The 21281-nt window shown below is 63.9% G+C and carries 20 protein-coding genes; 11 read left to right on the top strand and 9 right to left on the bottom strand.

What is annotated here, in order from left to right:
* Positions 1-39: 39 nt before the first annotated feature.
* The 7 genes from BLT42_RS00240 (at position 40) to BLT42_RS00210 (ending at position 7065) form a co-directional block, all read left to right on the top strand.
* Positions 40-1914 (top strand): DUF885 domain-containing protein, encoded by a 1875-nt coding sequence (locus tag BLT42_RS00240; RefSeq protein WP_233342225.1) that lies wholly within the window; start codon positions 40-42, stop codon positions 1912-1914.
* A 6-nt stretch (positions 1915-1920) separates the two neighbouring features.
* Positions 1921-2535 carry a hypothetical protein gene (locus BLT42_RS00235; protein ID WP_091764989.1) on the top strand — a complete coding sequence of 205 codons (615 nt, stop codon included), beginning with the start codon at positions 1921-1923 and terminating at the stop codon, positions 2533-2535.
* Between the two features lie 35 nt (positions 2536-2570).
* Complete coding sequence (gene mtaB, locus BLT42_RS00230) at positions 2571-3905, top strand: tRNA (N(6)-L-threonylcarbamoyladenosine(37)-C(2))-methylthiotransferase MtaB (RefSeq protein ID WP_091764987.1); 1335 nt, start codon at positions 2571-2573, stop codon at positions 3903-3905.
* Positions 3902-4849 (top strand): signal recognition particle-docking protein FtsY, encoded by a 948-nt coding sequence (gene ftsY, locus BLT42_RS00225; protein WP_091764986.1) that lies wholly within the window; start codon positions 3902-3904, stop codon positions 4847-4849. The genes mtaB and ftsY overlap by 4 nt, the downstream gene beginning before the upstream one ends.
* A gap of 3 nt (positions 4850-4852) precedes the next feature.
* A complete protein-coding gene (locus BLT42_RS00220; RefSeq protein WP_233342224.1) occupies positions 4853-5701 on the top strand; it encodes a DMT family transporter in 849 nt (282 codons plus the stop codon).
* Positions 5702-5718: 17 nt separating this feature from the next.
* On the top strand, positions 5719-6381 hold the full coding sequence (locus tag BLT42_RS00215) for an inner membrane-spanning protein YciB (protein WP_091765816.1): 663 nt from the start codon (positions 5719-5721) through the stop codon (positions 6379-6381).
* A gap of 87 nt (positions 6382-6468) precedes the next feature.
* Positions 6469-7065, top strand: coding sequence for a MarR family winged helix-turn-helix transcriptional regulator (locus BLT42_RS00210; RefSeq protein ID WP_091764984.1), 597 nt, complete (start codon positions 6469-6471; stop codon positions 7063-7065).
* A gap of 3 nt (positions 7066-7068) precedes the next feature.
* Here BLT42_RS00210 and BLT42_RS00205 read toward each other — a convergent pair whose 3' ends face one another.
* The 5 genes from BLT42_RS00205 to ccmA all read right to left on the bottom strand — a co-directional run bounded on the left by BLT42_RS00205 (position 7069) and on the right by ccmA (position 9781).
* Positions 7069-7581, bottom strand: a complete 513-nt coding sequence (locus tag BLT42_RS00205) for a redoxin family protein (protein WP_091764983.1) — start codon at positions 7579-7581, stop codon at positions 7069-7071.
* Complete coding sequence (ccmD, locus tag BLT42_RS00200; RefSeq protein WP_091764982.1) at positions 7578-7733, bottom strand: heme exporter protein CcmD; 156 nt, start codon at positions 7731-7733, stop codon at positions 7578-7580. Before ccmD ends, BLT42_RS00205 begins: the two co-directional genes overlap by 4 nt.
* Entirely contained in the window at positions 7730-8461 is a 732-nt protein-coding gene (gene ccmC, locus BLT42_RS00195; protein WP_091764980.1) for a heme ABC transporter permease CcmC, read from the bottom strand. The genes ccmD and ccmC overlap by 4 nt, the downstream gene beginning before the upstream one ends.
* A gap of 61 nt (positions 8462-8522) precedes the next feature.
* Entirely contained in the window at positions 8523-9191 is a 669-nt protein-coding gene (locus BLT42_RS00190) for a heme exporter protein CcmB (protein ID WP_091764979.1), read from the bottom strand.
* On the bottom strand, positions 9191-9781 hold the full coding sequence (gene ccmA, locus BLT42_RS00185; RefSeq protein ID WP_233342223.1) for a heme ABC exporter ATP-binding protein CcmA: 591 nt from the start codon (positions 9779-9781) through the stop codon (positions 9191-9193). The genes BLT42_RS00190 and ccmA overlap by 1 nt, the downstream gene beginning before the upstream one ends.
* A 230-nt stretch (positions 9782-10011) precedes the next feature.
* On the opposite strand from ccmA, the gene acnA reads away from it, so the two are divergent.
* Positions 10012-12687: an aconitate hydratase AcnA gene (acnA, locus tag BLT42_RS00180; RefSeq protein WP_091764976.1), complete on the top strand. Its 2676-nt coding sequence runs from the start codon at positions 10012-10014 to the stop codon at positions 12685-12687.
* Between the two features lie 76 nt (positions 12688-12763).
* A complete protein-coding gene (locus BLT42_RS00175; protein ID WP_143023977.1) occupies positions 12764-13495 on the top strand; it encodes a DUF1223 domain-containing protein in 732 nt (243 codons plus the stop codon).
* Positions 13496-13504: 9 nt separating this feature from the next.
* Here BLT42_RS00175 and BLT42_RS00170 read toward each other — a convergent pair whose 3' ends face one another.
* Complete coding sequence (locus BLT42_RS00170) at positions 13505-14035, bottom strand: ActR/PrrA/RegA family redox response regulator transcription factor (protein WP_091765813.1); 531 nt, start codon at positions 14033-14035, stop codon at positions 13505-13507.
* Between the two features lie 62 nt (positions 14036-14097).
* The gene (locus BLT42_RS00165; RefSeq protein WP_091764973.1) at positions 14098-15423 is read right to left on the bottom strand and encodes an ActS/PrrB/RegB family redox-sensitive histidine kinase; all 1326 of its coding nucleotides are present in this window, start codon (positions 15421-15423) and stop codon (positions 14098-14100) included.
* Between the two features lie 132 nt (positions 15424-15555).
* On the opposite strand from BLT42_RS00165, the gene BLT42_RS00160 reads away from it, so the two are divergent.
* Both BLT42_RS00160 and BLT42_RS00155 read left to right on the top strand, forming a co-directional pair.
* Positions 15556-16209 carry an SCO family protein gene (locus BLT42_RS00160; RefSeq protein WP_091764972.1) on the top strand — a complete coding sequence of 218 codons (654 nt, stop codon included), beginning with the start codon at positions 15556-15558 and terminating at the stop codon, positions 16207-16209.
* A 39-nt stretch (positions 16210-16248) separates the two neighbouring features.
* Entirely contained in the window at positions 16249-17511 is a 1263-nt protein-coding gene (locus tag BLT42_RS00155; RefSeq protein ID WP_091764970.1) for a polyhydroxyalkanoate depolymerase, read from the top strand.
* Between the two features lie 52 nt (positions 17512-17563).
* On the opposite strand, the gene BLT42_RS00150 is transcribed toward BLT42_RS00155, so the two are convergent.
* Both BLT42_RS00150 and BLT42_RS00145 read right to left on the bottom strand, forming a co-directional pair.
* The gene (locus BLT42_RS00150) at positions 17564-19135 is read right to left on the bottom strand and encodes a hypothetical protein (protein WP_091764968.1); all 1572 of its coding nucleotides are present in this window, start codon (positions 19133-19135) and stop codon (positions 17564-17566) included.
* Positions 19136-19250: 115 nt separating this feature from the next.
* A complete protein-coding gene (locus BLT42_RS00145; protein WP_091764966.1) occupies positions 19251-21227 on the bottom strand; it encodes a transglycosylase domain-containing protein in 1977 nt (658 codons plus the stop codon).
* Between the last annotated feature and the right edge of the window lie 54 nt (positions 21228-21281).

Below are 21281 nucleotides of genomic sequence, written 5' to 3'. Positions count from 1 at the left end.
TGAACCGAGACGCGGCGCCCGGGCGCCTGGGGGACTGACATGAATTATCGCACGCTTTCACACGTATCCATCGCCAGCCTGATGGCGCTGAGCCTGGCCGCCTGTGGCCAGCAGGCCGAGGCGCCGTCCACATCGGCAGCGCCGGCTTCGCCGGTCAGTGACGCGGCGGCGACGCCCGAAAGCCCGGCCACGCCGGAAGCGCCGGCCGATGCAGATGCCAGCGCGGCCTTTGCCGCCCTGGTCTCTGAATTTGAAGCTTTCGAACTGGCCAATAACCCCGAAGAACGCGGCCGTCGCGGCGATCTGGAAGCCGCCGGGCAATGGGGCGATATCTCGGCGGAGACCCTGGCGGCGCGATTTGCCGCCGAAGCCGCCTTCCTCGAACGGCTCGACGCTATCGATGCCGCCACCCTGTCGCAGAGCGACCAGGTTTCCCATGCGGTGCTCGATTACATCCTGCGCTTCCGCACCGAGCTGGCGCCCTTTGGCGAGGCCCGTATCGCCTTCGATTCCGACAGCGGATTCTTCTTCTGGCCCTCCTATGCCGCCGCATCGGCGCGACCGCGCACGATTGCCGAGGGCGAGGCCTGGATCACCCGCATCAACGGAATTGCCGGTTATTTCCAGCAGAATACCGACTGGATGCGGCGCGGCCTCGAGACCGGCTTCACCCAGCCCCGCATCATCACCGAATCTGCCGCAACCCAGGTCGAGGGCCTGAGCGATGCGGCCACCCTGCGCGCGATCCTGATCGAGCCGATCGACAATCTGCCAACCGCGCTGCCGGCCGCCGAACGCGCGCGTCTCTATGATGCCGCCACCGCCGCCATCGACAACTCCGCCCAACCCGCCTTCGCGGCGCTGGCGAGCTTCCTGCGCGATGAATATCTGCCGCAAACCCGCGACAGCCTGGGTGTGTCCGAAACGCCCGAGGGCCGCGCCTATTATCAGACCCTGGTGCGCTACCACACCACGCTCGATACCTCGCCGGAAGAAGTCCACCAGCGCGGCCTCGCCGAAGTCGCCCGCATCCGCGGCGAGATGGAGACCGTGATCGCCGAGAGCGGGTTTGAAGGCAGTTTCGCCGAATTCCTCCACTTCCTGCGCACCGATCCACAATTCTATGCGACGACAGCGGAAGAACTGCTGATGCATGCGGCCTGGATCGCCAAACGCCTCGACGACCAGATGCCGGCCTATTTCGGCCACTTGCCGCGGCTCTCCTATGGCGTGCGCCCGGTTCCGGACACCATGGCGCCGAGCTATACCACCGGCCGCTACTGGCCCGGCGATATGGAGCGCGGCATTGCCGGCGGCTATATGGTCAACACCTATGATCTGACCCAGCGCCCGCTTTACACCCTGCCGGCCCTGACCGCGCACGAAGCCGTGCCGGGGCATCACCATCAGGGCTCGATCGCTGCCGAGCTGGAAGACGTCCCGGATTTCCGCCGCAACACCTATATCACCGCCTTCGGCGAGGGTTGGGGCCTGTATTCGGAGACACTGGGCCGCGATATGGGCATCTATACGACGCCTTATGAAGAGTTTGGCCGGTTGAGCTATGAGATGTGGCGCGCCTGCCGCCTCGTGGTCGATACGGGCGTGCACTATATGGGCTGGACGCGCGATCAGGCCGAGGCCTGTTTCCTCGAGAATTCAGCGCTGGCACCACACAATATCCGCACCGAAGTCCTGCGCTATATCTCCTGGCCCGGTCAGGCGCTGGCCTACAAGACGGGTGAATTACTGATGCGCGATCTGCGCGGCGAGGCGGAAGAACGCCTGGGCGAGGATTTCGACATCCGTGCCTTCCACGACGTCCTGCTCGCCGACGGCTCCATGCCGCTCTCGACGCTGGAGGCCAAGATGCGCCGCTGGATCAACGAAGAAGAAGCCGGGAATCGGAACTAGATCACCATGTTGTTCGCCCTCACAGACTTTCTCGTCGTCATCGGCTGCGGCCTCGGCATCTGGCGGCTCTGGCCGCATCGCAGCCGCGGCGATGTCCGCATGGTCCGGCTGGGCCTGGCCTTTATCGGTCTGGCTGCCCTGATCGGCGCTGCCCGCTTCGCCAGCGGCCAGATCGCTGAACTGACGCAACTGCACAGCCTGGCCAGCAGCTTCGCCGGGGCGGCCGGCATGGTGCTGATCGCTCTCGGCCTGGCCTGGAAAGCCTTCCCCATCGCCATGGCACCGGGTGTCGGTCGCTATCTGCGGGTTGGAATACCGGTATTGACCGCCGTCATGCTGGCCTGGCCGGGCAGCGATGGGGTTCTCGCCCTGATGCCCAAACTGGCTTTGCTGCTGGGACTGGCGGCGAGTGCCGCGCTTTTGGTGCATCGCCAATGGCAGGCCGGCCTGATCTGGCTGTTCGCCTGGCTCCTGCTGGGCTTCGCCTCGATCGCGATTGGCGCCAGCCGCGAGCTGACTAGCTTTGGCATCGCCAACTGGCACATTTATCACACAATCCTGGCGCTCTGGGCGGCACTCGCCGGCGAAGCCATGCGGCGGGTGATTGCCAGCCGCGCTTGACCTGAAGGCCTGGCTCCACCACTTATCCACGCTCCATGAGCGCGCACACAGACAATCCTGCCGCCTCCGGTGCCGACACGCCCTCCACGCGTGAGACGGATCCGGAAAACGGCCTTGAAATCCTGACCTTCGGCTGCCGGCTGAATGCCTGGGAGAGCGAAGTCATGCGCGCCCATGCCCGCGAGGCCGGCCTGGACAATGCTATCCTGGTCAATACCTGCGCCGTGACCTCGGAAGCCGTGCGCCAGGCGCGCCAGTCAATCCGCAAGGCCCGCCGCGCCAATCCCGATGCGAAAATCATCGTCACCGGCTGCGCCGCCCAGGTCGATCCGGCCATGTTCGCCGCCATGCCCGAAGTCGACCGCGTCGTCGGCAATGCGGAAAAACTGCGCGCCGAGACCTTCGACCCGGTCACCCTGCTGGGCGGTACCGAGAAGGTGCGCGTCAATGACATCATGAGCGTGCGCGAGACCGCCGGTCATCTGGTCGAAGGCATGGAGGGGCGGGCGCGGGCCTATGTCCAGGTCCAGAATGGCTGCGACCATCGCTGCACCTTCTGCATCATCCCCTATGGCCGCGGCAATTCTCGCTCGGTTCCAGCTGGCGAAATCGTGAACCAGATCAAGTCGCTGGTGGCGTCGGGGCATAGCGAAGTTGTGCTCACGGGCGTCGACCTGACCTCCTGGGGCGGCGATCTGCCGGGTACACCGCCTTTGGGCCGTCTGGTGCAGGCCATCATGAAACAGGTTCCCGACCTGCCGCGCCTGCGCCTCTCCTCAATCGACGCGATCGAGATCGACGAGGCCCTGTTCGAGGCCGTCACCGGCGATACCCGAATCGCGCCCTATCTGCATCTTTCCCTGCAGGCCGGCGACAATATGATCCTCAAGCGCATGAAGCGGCGCCACTCGCGCGAAGACGCCATCGCCCTGTGCAACCGGCTGAAAGCCGCGCGGCCGGAGATCGCCTTTGGCGCCGATATCATTGCCGGCTTCCCGACCGAGACCGAGGCGATGTTCGAGAACTCGCTGAAACTGGTTGATGAGTGCCAGCTCGCCTATCTGCACGTCTTCCCCTATTCGCCACGCCCGGGCACGCCGGCGGCGCGCATGCCACAGCTGGAAAAGGCTGTAATCAAGGCCCGCGCCGCGCGTCTGCGCGAGAAGGCGGACCAGGTCCTGGCTGCCCATCTCGACTCCATGATCGGCACGGTCACGGACGCCTTGATGGAGAAGCCCGGCTTTGCGCGGGCCGGTAATTTTGCCGCCATCCGCCTGCCGGAAACCGAGTTTCCGCGCGCCGGCGCACTGGTGAATATCCAGGTGACGCACCATGACGGGCGCGAGCTGCACGGGGAGCTCACAGCATGAGCGACGACAAACCAGCCGAGAAGAAACGCGGCTTCTTTTCCCGCCTTGTGTCGGGCCTGAGCAAGAGCTCATCCAAGCTCGGCGAATCCGTCACCGCCATCTTCACCAAGCGCAAACTGGACCGCGAAGCGCTGGATGAACTCGAAGATCTGCTGATCGCCTCCGATCTCGGCACCGCCGCGGCCCTGCGCGTCACCGACCGGCTGGCACGCGATCGTTTCGATAAGGAAATAACCGACGAGGAGGTTCGCGAGACCCTCGCCGAGGTGATCTGCGAAACGCTTGCCCCGCTGGAAAAACCGCTACAGCTGACCGGCACGGACGGACCGCATGTGATCCTCTTTGTCGGCGTCAATGGCTCCGGCAAGACGACAACGCTCGGCAAGATCGCCGTCAAGCTCAAGCGCGAAGGCCGCGATCCAATCCTGGTTGCCGGCGACACTTTCCGCGCTGCCGCGATCGAACAGGTCTCGGTCTGGGGCGAGCGCGCCAAATCACCGGTGATCAAGCGCGAGATCGGCGCCGATGCGGCCGGGCTGGCGTTTGACGCGCTGGAACAGGCCGAGCGCGAGGGCCGCGACACCGTGCTGATCGACACCGCTGGCCGCCTGCAGAACAAGGCCGAACTGATGGACGAGCTGCGCAAGATCGTCCGTGTCATCCGCAAGAAAAACCCGTCGGCACCGCATGAGACCGTGCTGGTACTCGACGGTACGGTCGGCTCCAATGCCGTCTCCCAGGCCCAGGCCTTTCTCGATGCGGCCCAGATCACCGGCCTGGTGATGACCAAGCTCGACGGCACCGCCAAGGGCGGCGCCCTGGTCCAGGTAGCCGAGAAATTCCAGCTGCCAATCCACTATATCGGGATTGGCGAAGGCGAGGATGATTTGCAGGCCTTTAATGCGCGCGACTTCTCGCGGGCGTTGGCTGGGCTGGAAGGCTAGGCCGTGGAGGCCAGCCTGACAGCTGGCGCCCTCGCCATGCTCGGCTCGGCCCTGGCCCATGCCGGCATGACGCTTTTGACCAAGCGCGCCAAGGACCGGCTGGTCTTCCGCGCCCTGTCGCTGGTCTTCGTCGCCGCGTTGATGCTGCCCTGGCTGGTATTTCAACCTATTCCCGGTTGGGAAGTCTGGCGTTTCCTTCTGCTGGGCGCGGCCACGATCTGGGCCTTCAACATGCTTTTGATCGCCGCCTTTGAGCGCGGCGAGATGAATCTGGTCTATCCAGTGATGCGCGGCAGTGCGCCGGCCCTGGCGACGCTCGCCGCCTATATCTTCCTTGATGAGGCGGTCTCGCTCTGGCAGCTGCTCGGTCTGGCAATTGCCTCATCAGCACTGGTCGGCTTCGCCTGGCCGGAAAAAGACGGAACGCCGAAAACCCAGATCCTGCTCTTCGCCCTCGCAGCCGCCTGCATGACCGCCTGTTACACCGTGATCGATGCCGCCGGCGTGCGCGCCTCGGGCAATGTGATGGTCTATACGGGATGGTTCTTCGTGCTCTCCGGGCTGACCATCGGCGCCACGGCGATCATCCGGCGCGGGTCGCGCTTCTGGGCGGCCGCGCGTCAGGAGACCCGGCCGGCGGCCACCTCGATGCTGTTCAATCTGACGACATACGGGCTGGCCCTCTACGCCTATTCCATCGCTCCGGTCGCCCCGATGGCAGCCCTGCGCGAGACCAGCATCGTGTTCGGCGCACTGCTGGCCGCGCTGGTCCTCAAGGAGCCTTTCGGGTTGAAGCGTATTGCGCTGGCCGTGCTATTGGTCACCGGACTCGTCGTGATGCAGACATTATGAATTTTGAGGAGAACCCCGTGAGCCAGACCGAAACCACGACCAAACAAGGCACCAGCATGCTGGTCGATTTCGGTCCCATCGGGGTCTGGATCGTCGTCTATAATCTCTCACGCATGTTTTTCGGCGACGCCGCGATCTATATCGGGACCGGCGCCTATATGATCGCCGCCGTGATCGGTCTTGGTTATGCGATCCGGGTCGAGAAACGCTTCCCGCCCATGCTGATCTTCACCACGGTGATCGTGCTGGGCATGGGCACGATCGGCATCATCCTGCAGGATCCGATTTTCCTCTATCTCAAGCCGACCATTATCAATCTCTTCTACTCCTTCCTCATCCTGGTCAGCGTCGCGCTGGGCCATAATGTCTGGAAGGTTTTCTTCGCGAGCGTCTTCAATCTGCCGGAAGAGGCCTGGACCATGCTGGCCGTGCGCTGGGCGCTCTGGTTCCAGTTTCTCGCCCTGCTCAATGAAGCCATGTGGCGGCACATCACTGATTCGGTGGTGCCGGAATCCGCACGCTGGTTTGCCGAATTCGAGATCAGCGAAGCCTTCTGGGCCAATGCCAAGCTCGGCGTGATGGTGATCAGCCTGATCTTCGCGGCGCTGCAAATGCCGCTCCTGCTCAAATATCAGCGGGCAGAGGATGATGGCGGCGGGGATGCCGGAGAAGCCGCATAAGAAATGCGACGCTCCGTGATCGGACAAACGTCATTCTTACGTTATAAATCCGAGTCAGGATGAGCCAGACGACATCCGGAGACTGCCATGCCGAGTGAAAAGCACAGCCCGAAGGTTTTCGACCTCGCGGATTCGCCGGGCCATCTCCTGCACCGGGCGCAGCAATTCGCCGCCGAGCGTTTCACCAAGGCGATGGCTGGCGCCAAGCTGACCCAGCGCCAGTTTGCCGTTCTGCACGCCACCGCCCAGAATGAGGGCCTGACCCAGACCGAGCTTGTCAAAATAACCGGAATTGACCGCTCCACCCTGGCCGAACTGGTCTCGCGCATGGCGCGCAATGGTCTGCTGGAGCGCGAAAAACTGGCCGATGATGCCCGCGCCAACGCGATCCATCTCAGCGCCTCCGGCCGCACCCTGCTTGAAGTCGCCACACTGGGCGCGATGGAGGCCGACCGCGCCATCATCTCCGCCCTGCCCAAGAACAAGCGGGCCAATTTCCTCGAAACCCTGCGCCGCATCGCCCTGACCCTGGAAAAGGGCGAAGAGGCGGTCATCAAGGCCAAGGCGAAAGACAAGGAAAAGAAGAAAAAGGCGAAAAAACGCGCCAAGGAGAAGGCCAGGCTCAAGGCCAAGAAAGCCGAGAAAAAGGCCCGCAAGCAAGCCGGCGAGGCTGCGGCGGCCTGAAACCTAGTCCCGCAACGCACCGCGCTCGAGGGCGGGATAGATCCTGTTGCGCAGGACGTGGGCGGTGAGTGGACCGGACCAGCGCGCCAGAATGCGGCCATCAATGCCAACAACCAGGGTTTCCGGCGTGCCCGCTATACCAAGCGCCTGGGCGGAGCGCCCGTCGACATCCAGCATGACGCCAACAAAAGGATCGCCCAAACTATCGAGAGACGCATTGGCGGCGGCTGCCGTATCACGAAAGGCGATGCCATAGATCGCGATCCCCTCGGCCTGCAGCGCCATCAGGACCGGGTGTTCGATCTGGCAATAGGGGCACCATGAAGCCCAGACATTGATCAGGTAAGGCCCTTCGATCTCCTCCGGGTCAAAGCTCGCCCGGCCATCCAGAACCGCCAATGTCAGCGTCGGCAGGGGCTCGGGCGCTGCGGGTCGATCCTGATACCAGCGCAGGCCCAACACCGTGCCCAGCGCGAGGATTCCCAACAGGGCGAGAAGGCGCACGGCCTGCATCATGCTTCGTCGGTCTCGAGCCGCCGCAAGCGTTCCGCCGCCGCCCGGCGCTCGGCCAGAGCTGTCACAACCAGCCCGATCAGCGCCGCCGCCGATATCCCCCAGGCCGACCAGACCCAGACGGCATAGCCGCCCATGGCGAGAAAATCGCTCATTTACGGCCCCCGCTTTCCTTCTGGCGCATCAGGGCATCGGCCCGGCGGGCGATGGCGCGCGTGCGCAGACGGTAGAAGACCAGCCAGCCGGCGAGCATGGTATAACCCAGCGCCATCAACCCCAGCGGCCAGAGCTGGCTGGAATGGATGGTCGGCCCGTCGGCGCGAAACACCGCGGCAGGTTGATGCAGGCTCGACCACCATTCGACCGAGAATTTGACGATCACCAGATTGATCACCCCGGCCATGGCCAGGATTGCGCTGGCGCGCGCCGCCTGCTGCGCATCTTCCAGCGCCGAGCGCAGCGCCATATAGCCGAGATAGACCAGAAACAGCACCAGAACCGAGGTCATGCGGGCATCCCATTCCCACCAGGTGCCCCACATCGGCTTGCCCCAGATCGACCCGGTCGCCAGCGCCAGCGCCGTAAACACGGCCCCGATCGGCGCGATCACGGCGGCGGCCGCATCGGCGATGGCATGGCGCCAGACAAAATAGACAAAGCTCGCCCCGGCCAGTGCCGCATAGAGCGCCGAGGCCATATAGGCGGCGGGCACATGCACATACATGATCCGCACGGTGTCGCCCTGCTGATAGTCCGGCGGCGAGGCGAAGAAGGACATGTAGATGCCCGCGCCGAGCAGGATCAGCGTAGCCGCGCCAAACACCGGAATGGCGATGCGGGCGAGCTGATCGAAACGTTGCGGATTGGCGAAATAGGACAGCATGGCGCTCACTTACTTTGCGGGAGGCCGGGCGGCAACTGCCGGGTGGTCGCAGGGCCTGTGCTCATCCCAACCGCCCCCGTACCGCCGCAGCTATCCCGAACGGGGCGAGCGCCACTGTGCCGAGGCTGATCGCCAGCGTCAGCAACAAATTGGCCACGGCGCGCTCATCGCCGGCAAAGGCCGAACGTCCCGCCCCGGCCGCGAAAATCAGCACTGGGACCATCATCGGCGTCGCGATCAGGGCGATCAGCAGGCCGCCGCGCTTGATGCCGGCGGCCAGCGCCCCGGCGAAACCGGCAATCAGGGCGAGGGCGGGGATGGCGGCAAGCAGGGCTGCGCCGAGCACCAGGGCTGAAATCGGCGGCAGGCCGTACATCAGCCCTCCCAGGACGCCGATCAGCGGCAAAGGCCACAGGGTCGCGCTGGCCTGGCCCATCACCTTGGCCAGGCACAAGGCGGCCAGGCTGGTCGGGGTGAGCAGATAGAGATCGAGCGTGCCGTCGGAAAAATCATCGCCGAACAGGCGTTCCGCCGATTGCAGCACAGAGAGCAGGGCGGCAAAGGCGAGAATGCCGGGACCTGCGGCCGCGAGCAGGTCGGCGGCAGGACCGATGGCCAGCGGGGCGAGGGTGATCGCGGCGAGGAAGAAGGCCGCCGGTCCGGCTGCACCGCCACCGCCGGCCCAGGCAAGACGGGCTTCGCGGGCAAAGATTGCTGTCAGGACACCCATCAGATCGCCCCCATGTCGAGGCTGCGGGCATCGGGCCAGTCGAGCGGCTGATGCGTGGCGGCGATCACCAGGCCGCCACGGGCGCGGTGGCTGGCCACCAGGGCCGCGAGACAGGCCCGGCCCTCTGCATCGAGCGGGCCGGCCGGTTCATCAAGCAGCCAGAGCGGCCGATGGGCCAGCACGATGCGCGCCAGGCCACAGCGCCTTTGCTGGCCGCGTGACAGGCGCGCCGCAGGCCGGTCAATCAAATGATCGATTTCGAGGGCGCGCAGGGCCGGCATGATCGCCGTGCGCGGCTGGCCGTAGAGATCGGCCCAGAAGCGCAGGGCGCTGCGCGGCGTCTCGCCGGGTTTGAGCCCGTCGGCATGGCCCAGCCAGGCGATGGTATCAGCGGCAGCCAGGGCGGCAGGCTCATCATTAAGGCGGATCGCGCCGGTATCCGGTTCGATGAACCCAGCCAGGGCGCGCAGCAGACTTGTCTTGCCGGTACCATTGCGGCCCGTCAGCAGCAGCGCCTCGCCCGGCCCAAGCGCAAGTCCCAGATCGCGCGCCAGCACCATATCGCCGCGCGACAAGCCCAGATCACTCACGCTCAGGCGGAGGTCGGGAAATTTCGGTGCCGGGGTAACGGTCCGGGAAAGCGAGGCCGATGTCATGGCGACATGTCGCCCAAATGCGGGCCCAAGGTCAACGGACTGCGTGCCGCATTGCAGCAAACGGGGACAAGGGGTAGAACCCCAGCAAACATGTGGTCATATCCAGCTGACCCACCCTCCCCACCGGGTGTTTGACACCCCACCGACCCTGAGGACGATCCCCAATGGCTTCTCTCGACAGTTTTTCCTGTAAACGCACCCTCAATGTGGCCGGCGACACTTACGCCTATTACGATCTCAAGGTCGCCGAGCAGAATGGTCTGGCCGGAATTTCCCGCTTGCCGGCCTCGCTCAAGGTCCTGCTGGAAAACCTGCTGCGCTTTGAAGACAACAAGACCGTCACCAAGGCTGATATCCAGGCGATGGCCGAATGGCTGACGACCCGCAAATCCACCCATGAGATTGCCTATCGTCCGGCCCGCGTCGTGATGCAGGATTTCACCGGCGTTCCCGCCGTGGTCGATCTCGCCGCGATGCGCGATGCGGCCACCAAGCTGGGCGCCGACCCGCAGCGAATCAATCCGCAGGTTCCCGTCGATCTGGTGATCGACCACTCGGTGATGGTGGATAATTTCGGCCATGCCGACAGTTTCGAGAAAAACGTCGAGCGTGAATATGAGCGCAATGGCGAACGCTATAAATTCCTCAAATGGGGCGCGTCTGCCTTCGCAAACTTCCGCGTTGTGCCGCCAGGAACGGGCATCATCCACCAGGTCAATCTGGAAAACCTGGCCCAGTGCGTCTGGACCAAGGACGAAGATGGCGAAACCATCGCCTATCCGGATACCTGCGTCGGCACGGACAGCCACACCACGATGATCAATGGCCTGGCCGTGCTCGGCTGGGGTGTTGGCGGGATTGAGGCCGAAGCTGCCATGCTCGGCCAGCCCGTCTCCATGCTGATCCCGGAAGTGATCGGTTTCGAGCTGACCGGCAAACTGCCGGAAGGCGCGACCGCGACCGATCTCGTGCTGGTGATCGTGCAAATGCTGCGCAAGCGCGGCGTGGTCGGCAAATTCGTCGAATTCTACGGCAAGGGCCTCGACCATCTCTCGCTGGAAGACGAAGCCACCATCGCCAATATGGCGCCGGAATACGGCGCGACCTGCGGCTTCTTCCCGGTCGACAAGGAAACCCTCACCTACATGACCGCCACCGGCCGTGACGACAAGCGCGTCGCCCTGGTGGAGGCCTATTCCAGGGCTCAAGGCATGTATCGCCCTGAATACGAAGCCGACCCGATCTTCACCGACACACTCCATCTCGACATGGCGACGGTTGTGCCGGCGATTTCCGGCCCGAAACGGCCTCAGGATCGCGTCATCCTCACCGAAGCCAAGCCCGCCTTCACCGAAGCGATGGGCAAGGAATTCAACAAGGCCAATGAAATGGCCAAATCCGCACCGGTCGAAGGCGCCGATTATCGTATCACCAATGGCGATGTCGTGATTGCCGCCATCACCTCGTGCACCAATACATCCAACCCGTCCGTCATGCTCGGTGCCGGCCTTTTGGCCCGTAATGCCGTCAAGCGCGGACTGACCGTGAAGCCCTGGGTCAAGACCTCACTGGCGCCCGGCTCGCAAGTCGTCACCGATTATATGCTGCGGGCCGGCCTGCAGGACGATCTCGATGCGCTCGGCTTCAACCTGGTCGGTTATGGCTGCACCACCTGTATCGGCAATTCCGGTCCGCTGCCGGGCCCGATCTCCAAGGCGATCAACGAGAATGATCTGGTGGCGACCTCGGTCCTGTCGGGCAATCGCAATTTCGAGGGCCGGATCAGCCCCGACATTCGCGCCAACTATCTCGCCTCACCGCCTCTGGTCGTCGCCTATGCGATCGCCGGCTCGATGCAGATCGACATCACCCGGGAACCACTCGGCCAGGACCAGGACGGCAATGACGTCTATCTGAAGGATATCTGGCCAAGCTCGGCGGAGATCGCCGAGACCGTGCGCACCTCGGTGACGCCGGACATGTTCGCGACGCGCTATGCCCACGTCTTCCAGGGCGACAAGGCCTGGCAGGGCATCGATGTTCCCACCGGGCTGAACTATGCCTGGGATCACACCTCGACCTATGTGCAGAACCCGCCTTATTTCGAAGGCATGACGATGGAACCGGATGCGCCGGGCGATGTCGTCAATGCACGGATCATGGGCCTGTTCGGCGATTCCATCACCACCGACCACATTTCCCCGGCCGGTTCGATCAAGGCCAATAGCCCGGCCGGTCGCTATCTGCAGGAACGCCAGGTTCCGGTGCTGGAATTCAACTCCTACGGCTCGCGCCGCGGCAATCACGAAGTGATGATGCGCGGAACCTTCGCCAATATCCGCATCAAGAACAAGATGCTGGACGGGGTCGAGGGCGGCTATACCAAGAAGGACGGCAAACAGGTCGATATCTTCGACGCCTGCATGGACTACCAGGCTGCCGGCATCCCGCTCGTCGTCTTCGGCGGCAAGGAATACGGCACCGGCTCCTCGCGTGACTGGGCTGCCAAGGGCACACGTCTGCTGGGCGTCAAGGCCGTGATCGCCGAGAGCTTCGAGCGTATTCACCGTTCCAACCTGATCGGCATGGGCGTGCTGCCACTGCAGTTCGAGGATGGAGCATCCTGGGAAGGCCTCGGCATGACCGGCGATGAGAGCGTCAACATCCTCGGTGTTGCCGAGATCGAACCGCGCGCCCTGATGACCGTGGAAATCACCTTCCCGGACGGCACGGTCAAGACCGCTTCGGTCCGCGCCCGGATCGATACCGAGAATGAGCTGGAATATTATCGCGATGGCGGCATCCTGCACTATGTGCTGCGCAATCTCGCCCGCTCATAAACCTTCATGATCAAGGCCCGCCCGCGTCACAGCCAATTGATTGGCCGATGCGGGCGGGCGTGATTATGTAGTCAGCATGCGCATCCTCGCTTCCATCCTCGCCGCCAGCCTGCTGGCCATGCCCGCATCCGGACAGGCCAGCCCTGGCGCCGCAGCGGCCGAGACCCGCCCTGTCCTGGTCGAGCTTTTCACCAGCCAGGGCTGCGGTCTGTGCCCGGAAGCCAATCGCTATCTGGGCGAACTCGACCAGCGTGACAACGTCTTCGTGCTCGCCTTCGGCGTGAGTTATTGGGACATGTATGGCTGGACCGACACCTATGCCCGCCCCGAATATGTCCAGCGCCAGCGCACCTATCTGCCGCGCCTCGGCGTCAATCGCCTCTACACCCCGCATTTCGTGGTCGATGGCGTCACCGACGCACCGGGCTGGAACCAGGACAAGGTCGCGGAAGCGGTAGAGAACCGCCTGGCGGCGATGCCCGACAGCCCCTCAATCCAGCTGGAAGACGGTCCGTTCGGTTCCTATATTGTGCGCCTCGATGGTGCGGCGCCGGAAGCCAGTCTCGATGTCTGGCTGCTCGCCTATGCGCCGGGCTGGGCCAGCCTTGAAATTGGCGCCGGCGAGAATGAGGGCGTCGAAATGCTTCACTACAATATGGTGAAAAGCCTGACCTATCTCGGCCGATGGTCGGGCGGTGAGGCGGAATATATGGGCGAGGCCTATCGCCGCCACGGCACGGTCGCGATCGTGCAGGGCGCCGATGGCGGCCCGATATATGGCTATGCGCGGGCCGAGCCGCGGCGCTGAAGCATGGCGTCAGCGCGGCGCGCGCTTGGCCAGGATGCGCTGCAATGTCCGCCGGTGCATGTTCAGGCGGCGCGCGGTTTCCGAGACATTGTGATCGCACAGTTCGAACACGCGCTGGATATGTTCCCAGCGCACGCGATCAGCCGACATCGGGTTTTCCGGTGGCTGTGGCTTGTCTTCCGGGCTGGCGAGTAGCGCCTTGATGACATCATCGGCATCGGCAGGCTTGGACAGATAATCGACGGCGCCCGCCTTCACGGCGGCAACGGCGGTCGCGATATTGCCATAGCCGGTCAGCATGACGACCCGGCAATCCGGACGAGAGGCGTGCAGCGCCTTGACGACTTCCAGCCCGTCACCATCGGTCAGGCGCAGATCCAGCACGGCAAAGGCCGGCGGGTTCTGGCGCGCGATTTCCTCGGCCTCATCGACCGTGCCCACTGCGGAAACGACAAAACCGCGACTGGTCATCGCCCGCCCGAGCCGGGTGCGGAAGGGTGCATCATCGTCCAGAATGAGCAGGGTGCGGTCTTCGGGCATGTCGTATTCAATATCGTCCACGGCTGCGTCCTCGCGATTCGGTATCTGTCTGTCTAACATTACTAACGAAGGATTGGCGGTGCCTCTACCCGGTTGCGCGGCCAGACGATGGTGACCTGGGCGCCGCCCTGGGATGAAACATTGTCGAAAGCCACCCGGCCGCCGGTTTTCTCGATCATTGTCTTGGCAATGAACACGCCCAGGCCCAGCCCGCCCTGGCCGGGCGTACCCGACCGTGTGGTGACATAGGGCTCGCCGATCTTGGACAGGATCTCGGGCTTGAAGCCGGTCCCGTCATCACAAATCGTGACGCGCAGGCTCTCGGCGTCCCAGGATCCCTCGACCGTGACACGCGTGGTCGCGAAATCGACGGCATTCTCGACAAAATTGCCGATCGCATAGAGCATTTCCGGCATGCGGCGCAGCACGGGCGCCGGTCCCATCCCGCCCGCCTCCGCAAGGCTGACATCGAGCATCGGACCCAGGCCGCGCAAAGGCGTGCTGGCCTCCTCGAGGGCGGCGAGCAGCTCGACCCGGTCATGGCGCTCATCGGTGACCGCCTGTTCCTGGCTCAAACGCTTGAGGATATCGCGGCAGCGGCGCGCCTGGGTCACCATCAGCTCGGCATCCTCGCGCAGCAGGTCATTATCATGCACCTCGCGCAGCATTTCCTTGGCGGTCAGCTGGATCGTGGCCAGCGGCGTACCGAGCTCGTGCGCTGCAGCGGCAGCCAGCGCGCCGAGGGCCGACAGGCGCTGCTCGCGGGACAGGACGCTCTGGGTTGCTGCGAGCGCGGTCGCCATGCGGCGGCCCTCCTGGCTGACGCGCCAGGAATAGACGGCGGTAAAGGCGACCGCGATAAAGATCGCACACCACAGGCCCAGCACATACATGTCGGGCAGATGGATCGCCTCGCCCGCCACCCAGGGCAGGGGCAGGCTCCACAGCCACATCACACCGGTCCCGGCCATCGCGATGAGGGCTACACCGAGCGCCCAGCGCTGGGGCAGGGCCGCAACCGCGATAGTGACGGGCGCGGCCAGCATCACGATGAAGGGGTTTTGCAGGCCGCCCGTCAGGATCAGAAGGGCGCAAAGCTGGAGCACATCATAGCTGAGCTGGGCAAAAGCCTCCCAATCCTTGGCGAATTGCTGCGGCGGCACAGACAGGGTCAGCCAGGTATTGATCCAGGCGCTGGCCATGATGACGCCGAGACAGACGCCGATCGGCAGATTGAAACCGACCACATAATGTATGAGCAGAACGGTCAGCGTCTGACCCGCCACCGCCAGCCAGCGCAGCATGACCAGCGTGCGCAGGCGCAAGCGTCCGAACACCGGTGTCAGGTGCGCGTCACTGCCATACGGGTCCCAATCGGCATCGAGCATTGGCTGGCTCCGGTCATGCAGCGAAGTCGATGGACAGGCGGATCGAGCCGTCCTAGCTTCGCATGTGCAGCAAAATACATCGAAGGCGGCATAACATGCTTTGTCTGCCTTCGGATAGTTGATGGAGCGCAAATGCAACGAGCCTGGATCTGGTTGATCATTGCCCTGCCCATGATTGTGGTGATCGGGTTCTTCACGCTGATGCTCACCGATCCGGGCCAGCGCGAGGCCCGGCGCGCGCCAACGCGCACCAGTGGCGAAGCCCTGATTGGCGGCCCCTTCACCCTGGTCGACCAGACCGGGCAGACCGTCACCGAAGCCGATTTCCGTGGCCGCGCCATGCTGATCTATTTTGGCTACACCTATTGCCCGGATGTCTGCCCCTTCTCATTGCAGATCATGGCCGCAGCCCTGGAACAGCTCGAGCCTGAAGAGCGCGCCCGCATCCAGCCAATCCTGATCACGATCGACCCGCAGCGCGATACGGTCGACCAGCTGGCCCAATACGTTGCCTCGCCGGCCTTTCCGCCCGACCTGGTCGGACTGACCGGAAGCGAAGAACAAATCGCCGATGTCGCGGGCGTCTACCGCGTCGCTTTCCGGCGCAGCGTCGGTGAAGACGGCCAGGATGATACCGGCGATGACTATCTGATGGATCACAGCTCCATCGTCTATCTGATGGATTCAGAAGGACGTTTCGTAGACGTCTTCTCCCATGGCGCCGACCCGCAATCGATGGCGGAACGGCTGCAAGAATTCCTTGAGGAAGAAGGTTCATCCTCATGAGCATTGCCGGTTTCGGTAATGCCGGTCCCAGGAGGGCTCATGCTCTATAGTGTTTACGAGTTAAACCGTTTGGCGATGACGCCATGGCGCGCCGCAGCCAATGCCACCCGCCAGATGATGCAGGCGCCCTGGAATCCGATGGGCGACACCTATGCCGGACGCACCATGGCCGCCGCCGCCGATCTGTTCGAGACCATGACGCGGCGTTATGTCAAACCGGAATGGAATCTGGAACCGGTCGAGATCGATGGCCACAAGGTTCCCGTCACCGAGACCGTCGTATGGAACCAGCCCTGGTGCAATATGCTGCACTTCGTGCGTGATCCGGACGCCCTCAAGGCGGCCGGTGTCAAGAAGGCCCAGCCCAAAGTCCTGTTCGTCGCGCCGATGTCCGGCCATTACGCCACCCTGCTGCGCGGTACCGTCGAGGCCTTCCTGCCCGACCACGAAGTCTACATCACCGACTGGAAGGATGCGCGCAGCGTCCCGGTCACCGATGGCCGTTTCGATCTTGATGATTTCACCGCCTATGTCCGCGCCATGCTGACCGAGCTGGGCTCAGACACGCATGTTGTCGCCGTCTGCCAGCCCGGCCCGCCGACCCTGGCCGCGATCGCGCTGATGGCCGAAGACAAGGATCCCGCCCGGCCCCTGACCATGACCTTCATGGGTTCGCCGATCGATACCCGCCTGTCGCCGACTGTTCCCAACAAGCTGGCCCAGGAAAAGCCCTTCAGCTGGTTCGCCGACAATCTCATCCATACGGTGACGATACCCAATGCTGGCGCCATGCGCCGCGTCTACCCCGGCTTCCTGCAGCTGGCGGGCTTCGTGAACATGAATCTCGACCGCCATGTCGACGCCCACAAGGACTATTTCGCCAATATGGTGAAAGGCGATGGGGATGAAGCCGACCGCCACCGCACCTTCTATGACGAATATCTCGCGGTTATGGATCTGAGCGAGGAATTCTACCTGCAGACGATCAGCGATGTCTTCCAGGGGCACAAGCTGGCGACCGGCACGCAGGAAGTGAAGGGCCGCCTGGTCGTTCCGTCCAGCATTACCGATATCGCCCTGCTCACCGTCGAGGGCGAGAATGACGATATTTCCGGCATCGGCCAGACCCAGGCTGCGCACACACTGTGCTCGCAATTGCCCGACAGCCTGAAAGAAGACTGGGTCCAGCCCGACGTCGGGCATTACGGCGTCTTCAATGGCCGCCGCTTCCGCGAGCAGGTCGCGCCCATGATGAAACGCTTCATGACCGAAAAAGGTGCAGCGGCCCGCAAGAACCGTTGATCACATTCCGGCAGGCGGTCTGACCGTCTGCCGGAATGATTTCCAGCACGTCCTAGCGCCCGCGCGGGGCCTCGGCGGTCACGCCCAATCCAAGCGCCTCGAAATCAACCGCCCCCGCCTCGCGCCGGGCCCGGATTTCGCCAATGGTGACGGGGGAAGGCGGCTGCATCACAATCTCCAGCGTCCCGCCCTGGGCGATGAAGGCGGAAACCGCCGTCGCCAGCTGCGTCACCAGCGTCTGTGGCATCTCCGGCGGCGCCGACATCAATCCCACCAACACCAGCACCCCGGCCTGGGACCGCATCGCCTCCGGCGTAATCCCCTGGTCCGCCGCCGCAGCAGCGAAACCGCGCTCCAGAATGGACCGGTCTTCAAGTCTCAAAGCGATCCGGTTGATCACCAGAGGATCGGCAGCCGACGACACGCCCTCGGCATCACTGGCAGATTTGCCGTCGACGGTCGCTGACGGACGTTCGGACAAGCCGCGCTGATTGGCCAGAAACTCGGGATATCCGCCAAGATCATGGGCGAAGTCCAGACGGAATCCGTCGCGCAGTGCCAGATAATTCTCGCCCGTGGTGAAGACCCGTCCGCTCTGTGGATCATAGACGGAATGGCCCTGAAGGCTCAGATCCAGGCTTTCATAGCCGAGCTGGTCAAATCTGTTGGCGAGCTGTGCCCCGGCGGGATCCTCCAGGTCGGGCATGATGCGCAGCGACCCCATACGCATCCGCGTATCCAGCACGGCATCGCGCTGATCCATGGTGATCACAATCTCATCAAGCGTCACCCGGTGACCGGGAATGGTGGCGGTGAGATTTCGGACCCGGAGCCGATCGAACAGATTGAGCTGCTCGCCCATCTCCATGGCGAAATAACTCCGAAAGAAACCCGTGTCGCCAGGGCCCGCGCTGAAGACGTCCAGCACGCTGAACTGGCTTGATATCATCAGCCCGTCCACGGACAGCTCGGCCATGTCCAGATGATTGACTCCCGCCTCGTTCTCGACCCTGGCGGTAAAGCCGAGGAGTTCGAAACGTTGCAGCGTGTTCGCGGTATAGCCAATGAAAGCGAGGCGATCGAAAGCAAATGGGGCCCCTGCATCAGAGGTCCGACCCGGTTCGGCTGCATCATCGACGGCAAGCAGGCCAAAGCGGTACAAATCCTTGTCCGCGCCGACTTCCGCGCCATGATCCCCGCGCAGGATGCGTCCAAGATTGGCCGACATTTCCGCATTGGGCGCTTCCAGCATCACCCGGCCAAGCGTGAAACCGACCGCCCCCGCGTCCAGAACCTGCTCAACCTCCTCAAGCACGAAAGCGTGCAGGAGCAGCCTGCCCTCGCTGTCGAGCCTCGGGGAATCGAGGATCATGCGGGCAGCATGCACAACGCCGGCCGGCGATTCCGCATCGCGCTCCAGGTTCACAACGACATTGGTGAAAATGTAGGTCCCGCGCCGGTAAACAGCGCGCTCGAAAGAGACAACCTCATTATCCGCCCCATCCAGCCGGATCGCGGCAAGAGCCGCATCTGCGTCAGCGCGGGCAAGCCGCGGCAAATGCTGGGCATGCACGCTGCCGATCGGGGCCAGACCACAAAGCATTGCCACGAGTGCGGCAGCCATCAAAACGCGTTTCATCCCGTCCCTCTCACTCAGGCTTGGTGTCCGTGCGCAGTCTAACAGGCTGAATGTGGCCAGTCGCGGGCAGTTTGATGAGTTTCAGGGGATGGCCGCCGGCTCAGTCGCGGCCAAGCCCGGCGAGGAAGGCCGCGATCGGATCTTCTGCGGGCACAGGTTCGGCGACGGGCTGTGCCTCGGTCAGGGGCTCGGCCACTTGCAGCGGCATGCTGGAAGGATGTGCATCGAGGCCACTGCGCGGTGCACCGCTCATGAAGGCGCTGAAGATTCGCGCTGGCGGGCCGCCGCCGGTCGCCCGGCGGGTCTGGGAGTTGTCGTCATTGCCGGTCCAGACCACCGCGACCAGATCGCCGGCATAACCGGCAAACCAGGCGTCGCGGAAATCATTGGTCGTGCCGGTCTTGCCGCCGACAATCATACCGGCCACAGCAGCCCGGCGTCCCGTCCCCGAGCGCACCACGGTCTGCAGCAAATCGCTCATCTGCCCCAATGTGCGGGCATCCATCACCACTTCGCCATCGGCCGGCCGTGCCGCGTACAGGACCTCACCATCACGCGTCTCGATCGAGGCGATGCCATAGGCCGGCGCGCGATAGCCGCCATTGGCAAAGGGTGCATAGGCCGAGGCCATTTCCAGCGGCGTCACCTCATGCACACCGAGCGCCAGCGAGCGGTCCACCCGCTGCGGACTTTCAATCCCGAACCGCGCCGCGAGCCGGGCGACATGGCCACGGCCCGTCTCTTCCGCGATCCGAACCGCGACCGAATTGGACGAGCGTGAGAAGGCCTCGCGCAGACTCATCGGGCCACGATATTCGTCATTATAGTTCTGCGGCGACCAGTCACCGAGCCGGATCTGGGCATCATCGCGGATATCGTCCGGCGTCAGGCCGGCTTCGAAGGCAGAGGCGTAGACAAAGGCCTTGAACGCCGAGCCGGGCTGGCGATGGGCCAGGACGGCGCGATTGAATTGTGAGGTGGTGTAATTGCGCCCACCGACCATCGCCCGCACCGAACCATCATGAGCCAGCGCCACAAGCGCAGCCTCGCCCGCCCCCAGCGCCAGGTCGGGGTCATCCATAATGCCGGACACGGCCAGTTCGGCGGCGCGCTGGGCATGAACATCGAGCGTGGTCCTGACGATGAGATCGCCATGATGGCTGCCGACGAGCGCGCGCGCATCCTGCGCGACCCAATCGATGAAATACTGGGCGCCCGGACTGGAGGCGCCGCGCGAAACCCGGATCGGGGTGGCCGCCGCAGCGATGCGTTCCTGTTCGGTGATCCGCCCGGTCTGGGCCATCAGGTCGAGCACCACCGTCGCCCGCGCTGCCGCGCGCTGGGCGTCATTGACGGGGCTGTAACGCGAGGGTGCCTTCAACAGGCCGGCCAGCAGGGCGGCCTCGCCAAGATTGAGCTCGCTCGCCGTCTTGCCGAAATAGCGTGTCGCCGCCGCTTCAATGCCCCAGGCACCCCCGCCGAAATAGACCCGGTTGAGATAGAGCTCGAGGATCTCATCCTTGGTGAAGCGGCTCTCGAGCCAGAAGGCGAGCATCACTTCCTGCACCTTGCGCCGCACGGTGCGTTCAGACGTCAAGAACAGGTTCTTCGCCAGCTGTTGCGTCAGGGTTGAGCCGCCCTGCACCACCCGTCCGGCGCGGATATTGGCCAGCAGGGCGCGGGCGGTACCGATCAGGTCAACGCCGAAATGGCTGTAGAAACGGCGATCCTCGACCGCCATCACCGCGTCGGTGACATAGTCGGGCAGCTCCTCGATCACCGCCAGACGGCCATGCGCCGAGCCGCGCCGGGCGATCAGCCGGCCTTCATGATCATAGAAAGCCAGGCTGGGCGCGCGCTCGACCTCGATCAGGCCGGATGTGTCTGGCAGATCGCGGGCGATGGAAACCAGCCAACCGGCCATGCCCAGGCCGATCAGGAGGAAGACGCTGACGACAAACCGCCACAGCCGCCCGCCGCCGCGCGATGGGCGACGCCTGGACGCCTTGCGCGCCGGACCCGGCCCGGGCCGGTTGGTGCGCGTCGCCTCAAGCGGAGTGGCAGGCCTGCGGGCCATGGGCTGTCCTTGCTGAATATCGAAGCCTTCATCTGCAGGAATTGGAGTTAATTC

The organism is Maricaulis salignorans (assembly GCF_900103475.1).
Classification (GTDB): domain Bacteria; phylum Pseudomonadota; class Alphaproteobacteria; order Caulobacterales; family Maricaulaceae; genus Maricaulis; species Maricaulis salignorans.
This window is presented reverse-complemented; position numbering and strand designations above follow the sequence as displayed.

Coding starts and splice junctions, on each gene's coding strand:
- BLT42_RS00175 (WP_143023977.1), top strand. CDS start 12,764: ATGCGCATCCTCGCTTCCATCCTCGCCGCCAGCCTGCTGGCCATGCCC.
- ftsY (WP_091764986.1), top strand. CDS start 3,902: ATGAGCGACGACAAACCAGCCGAGAAGAAACGCGGCTTCTTTTCCCGC.
- BLT42_RS00145 (WP_091764966.1), bottom strand. CDS start 21,227: ATGGCCCGCAGGCCTGCCACTCCGCTTGAGGCGACGCGCACCAACCGG.
- ccmD (WP_091764982.1), bottom strand. CDS start 7,733: ATGAGCGATTTTCTCGCCATGGGCGGCTATGCCGTCTGGGTCTGGTCG.
- BLT42_RS00150 (WP_091764968.1), bottom strand. CDS start 19,135: ATGGCTGCCGCACTCGTGGCAATGCTTTGTGGTCTGGCCCCGATCGGC.
- BLT42_RS00160 (WP_091764972.1), top strand. CDS start 15,556: ATGCAACGAGCCTGGATCTGGTTGATCATTGCCCTGCCCATGATTGTG.
- BLT42_RS00165 (WP_091764973.1), bottom strand. CDS start 15,423: ATGCTCGATGCCGATTGGGACCCGTATGGCAGTGACGCGCACCTGACA.
- BLT42_RS00155 (WP_091764970.1), top strand. CDS start 16,249: ATGCTCTATAGTGTTTACGAGTTAAACCGTTTGGCGATGACGCCATGG.
- acnA (WP_091764976.1), top strand. CDS start 10,012: ATGGCTTCTCTCGACAGTTTTTCCTGTAAACGCACCCTCAATGTGGCC.
- BLT42_RS00240 (WP_233342225.1), top strand. CDS start 40: ATGAATTATCGCACGCTTTCACACGTATCCATCGCCAGCCTGATGGCG.
- BLT42_RS00170 (WP_091765813.1), bottom strand. CDS start 14,035: ATGCCCGAAGACCGCACCCTGCTCATTCTGGACGATGATGCACCCTTC.
- BLT42_RS00210 (WP_091764984.1), top strand. CDS start 6,469: ATGCCGAGTGAAAAGCACAGCCCGAAGGTTTTCGACCTCGCGGATTCG.
- ccmC (WP_091764980.1), bottom strand. CDS start 8,461: ATGCTGTCCTATTTCGCCAATCCGCAACGTTTCGATCAGCTCGCCCGC.
- BLT42_RS00190 (WP_091764979.1), bottom strand. CDS start 9,191: ATGGGTGTCCTGACAGCAATCTTTGCCCGCGAAGCCCGTCTTGCCTGG.
- BLT42_RS00205 (WP_091764983.1), bottom strand. CDS start 7,581: ATGATGCAGGCCGTGCGCCTTCTCGCCCTGTTGGGAATCCTCGCGCTG.
- BLT42_RS00235 (WP_091764989.1), top strand. CDS start 1,921: ATGTTGTTCGCCCTCACAGACTTTCTCGTCGTCATCGGCTGCGGCCTC.
- mtaB (WP_091764987.1), top strand. CDS start 2,571: ATGAGCGCGCACACAGACAATCCTGCCGCCTCCGGTGCCGACACGCCC.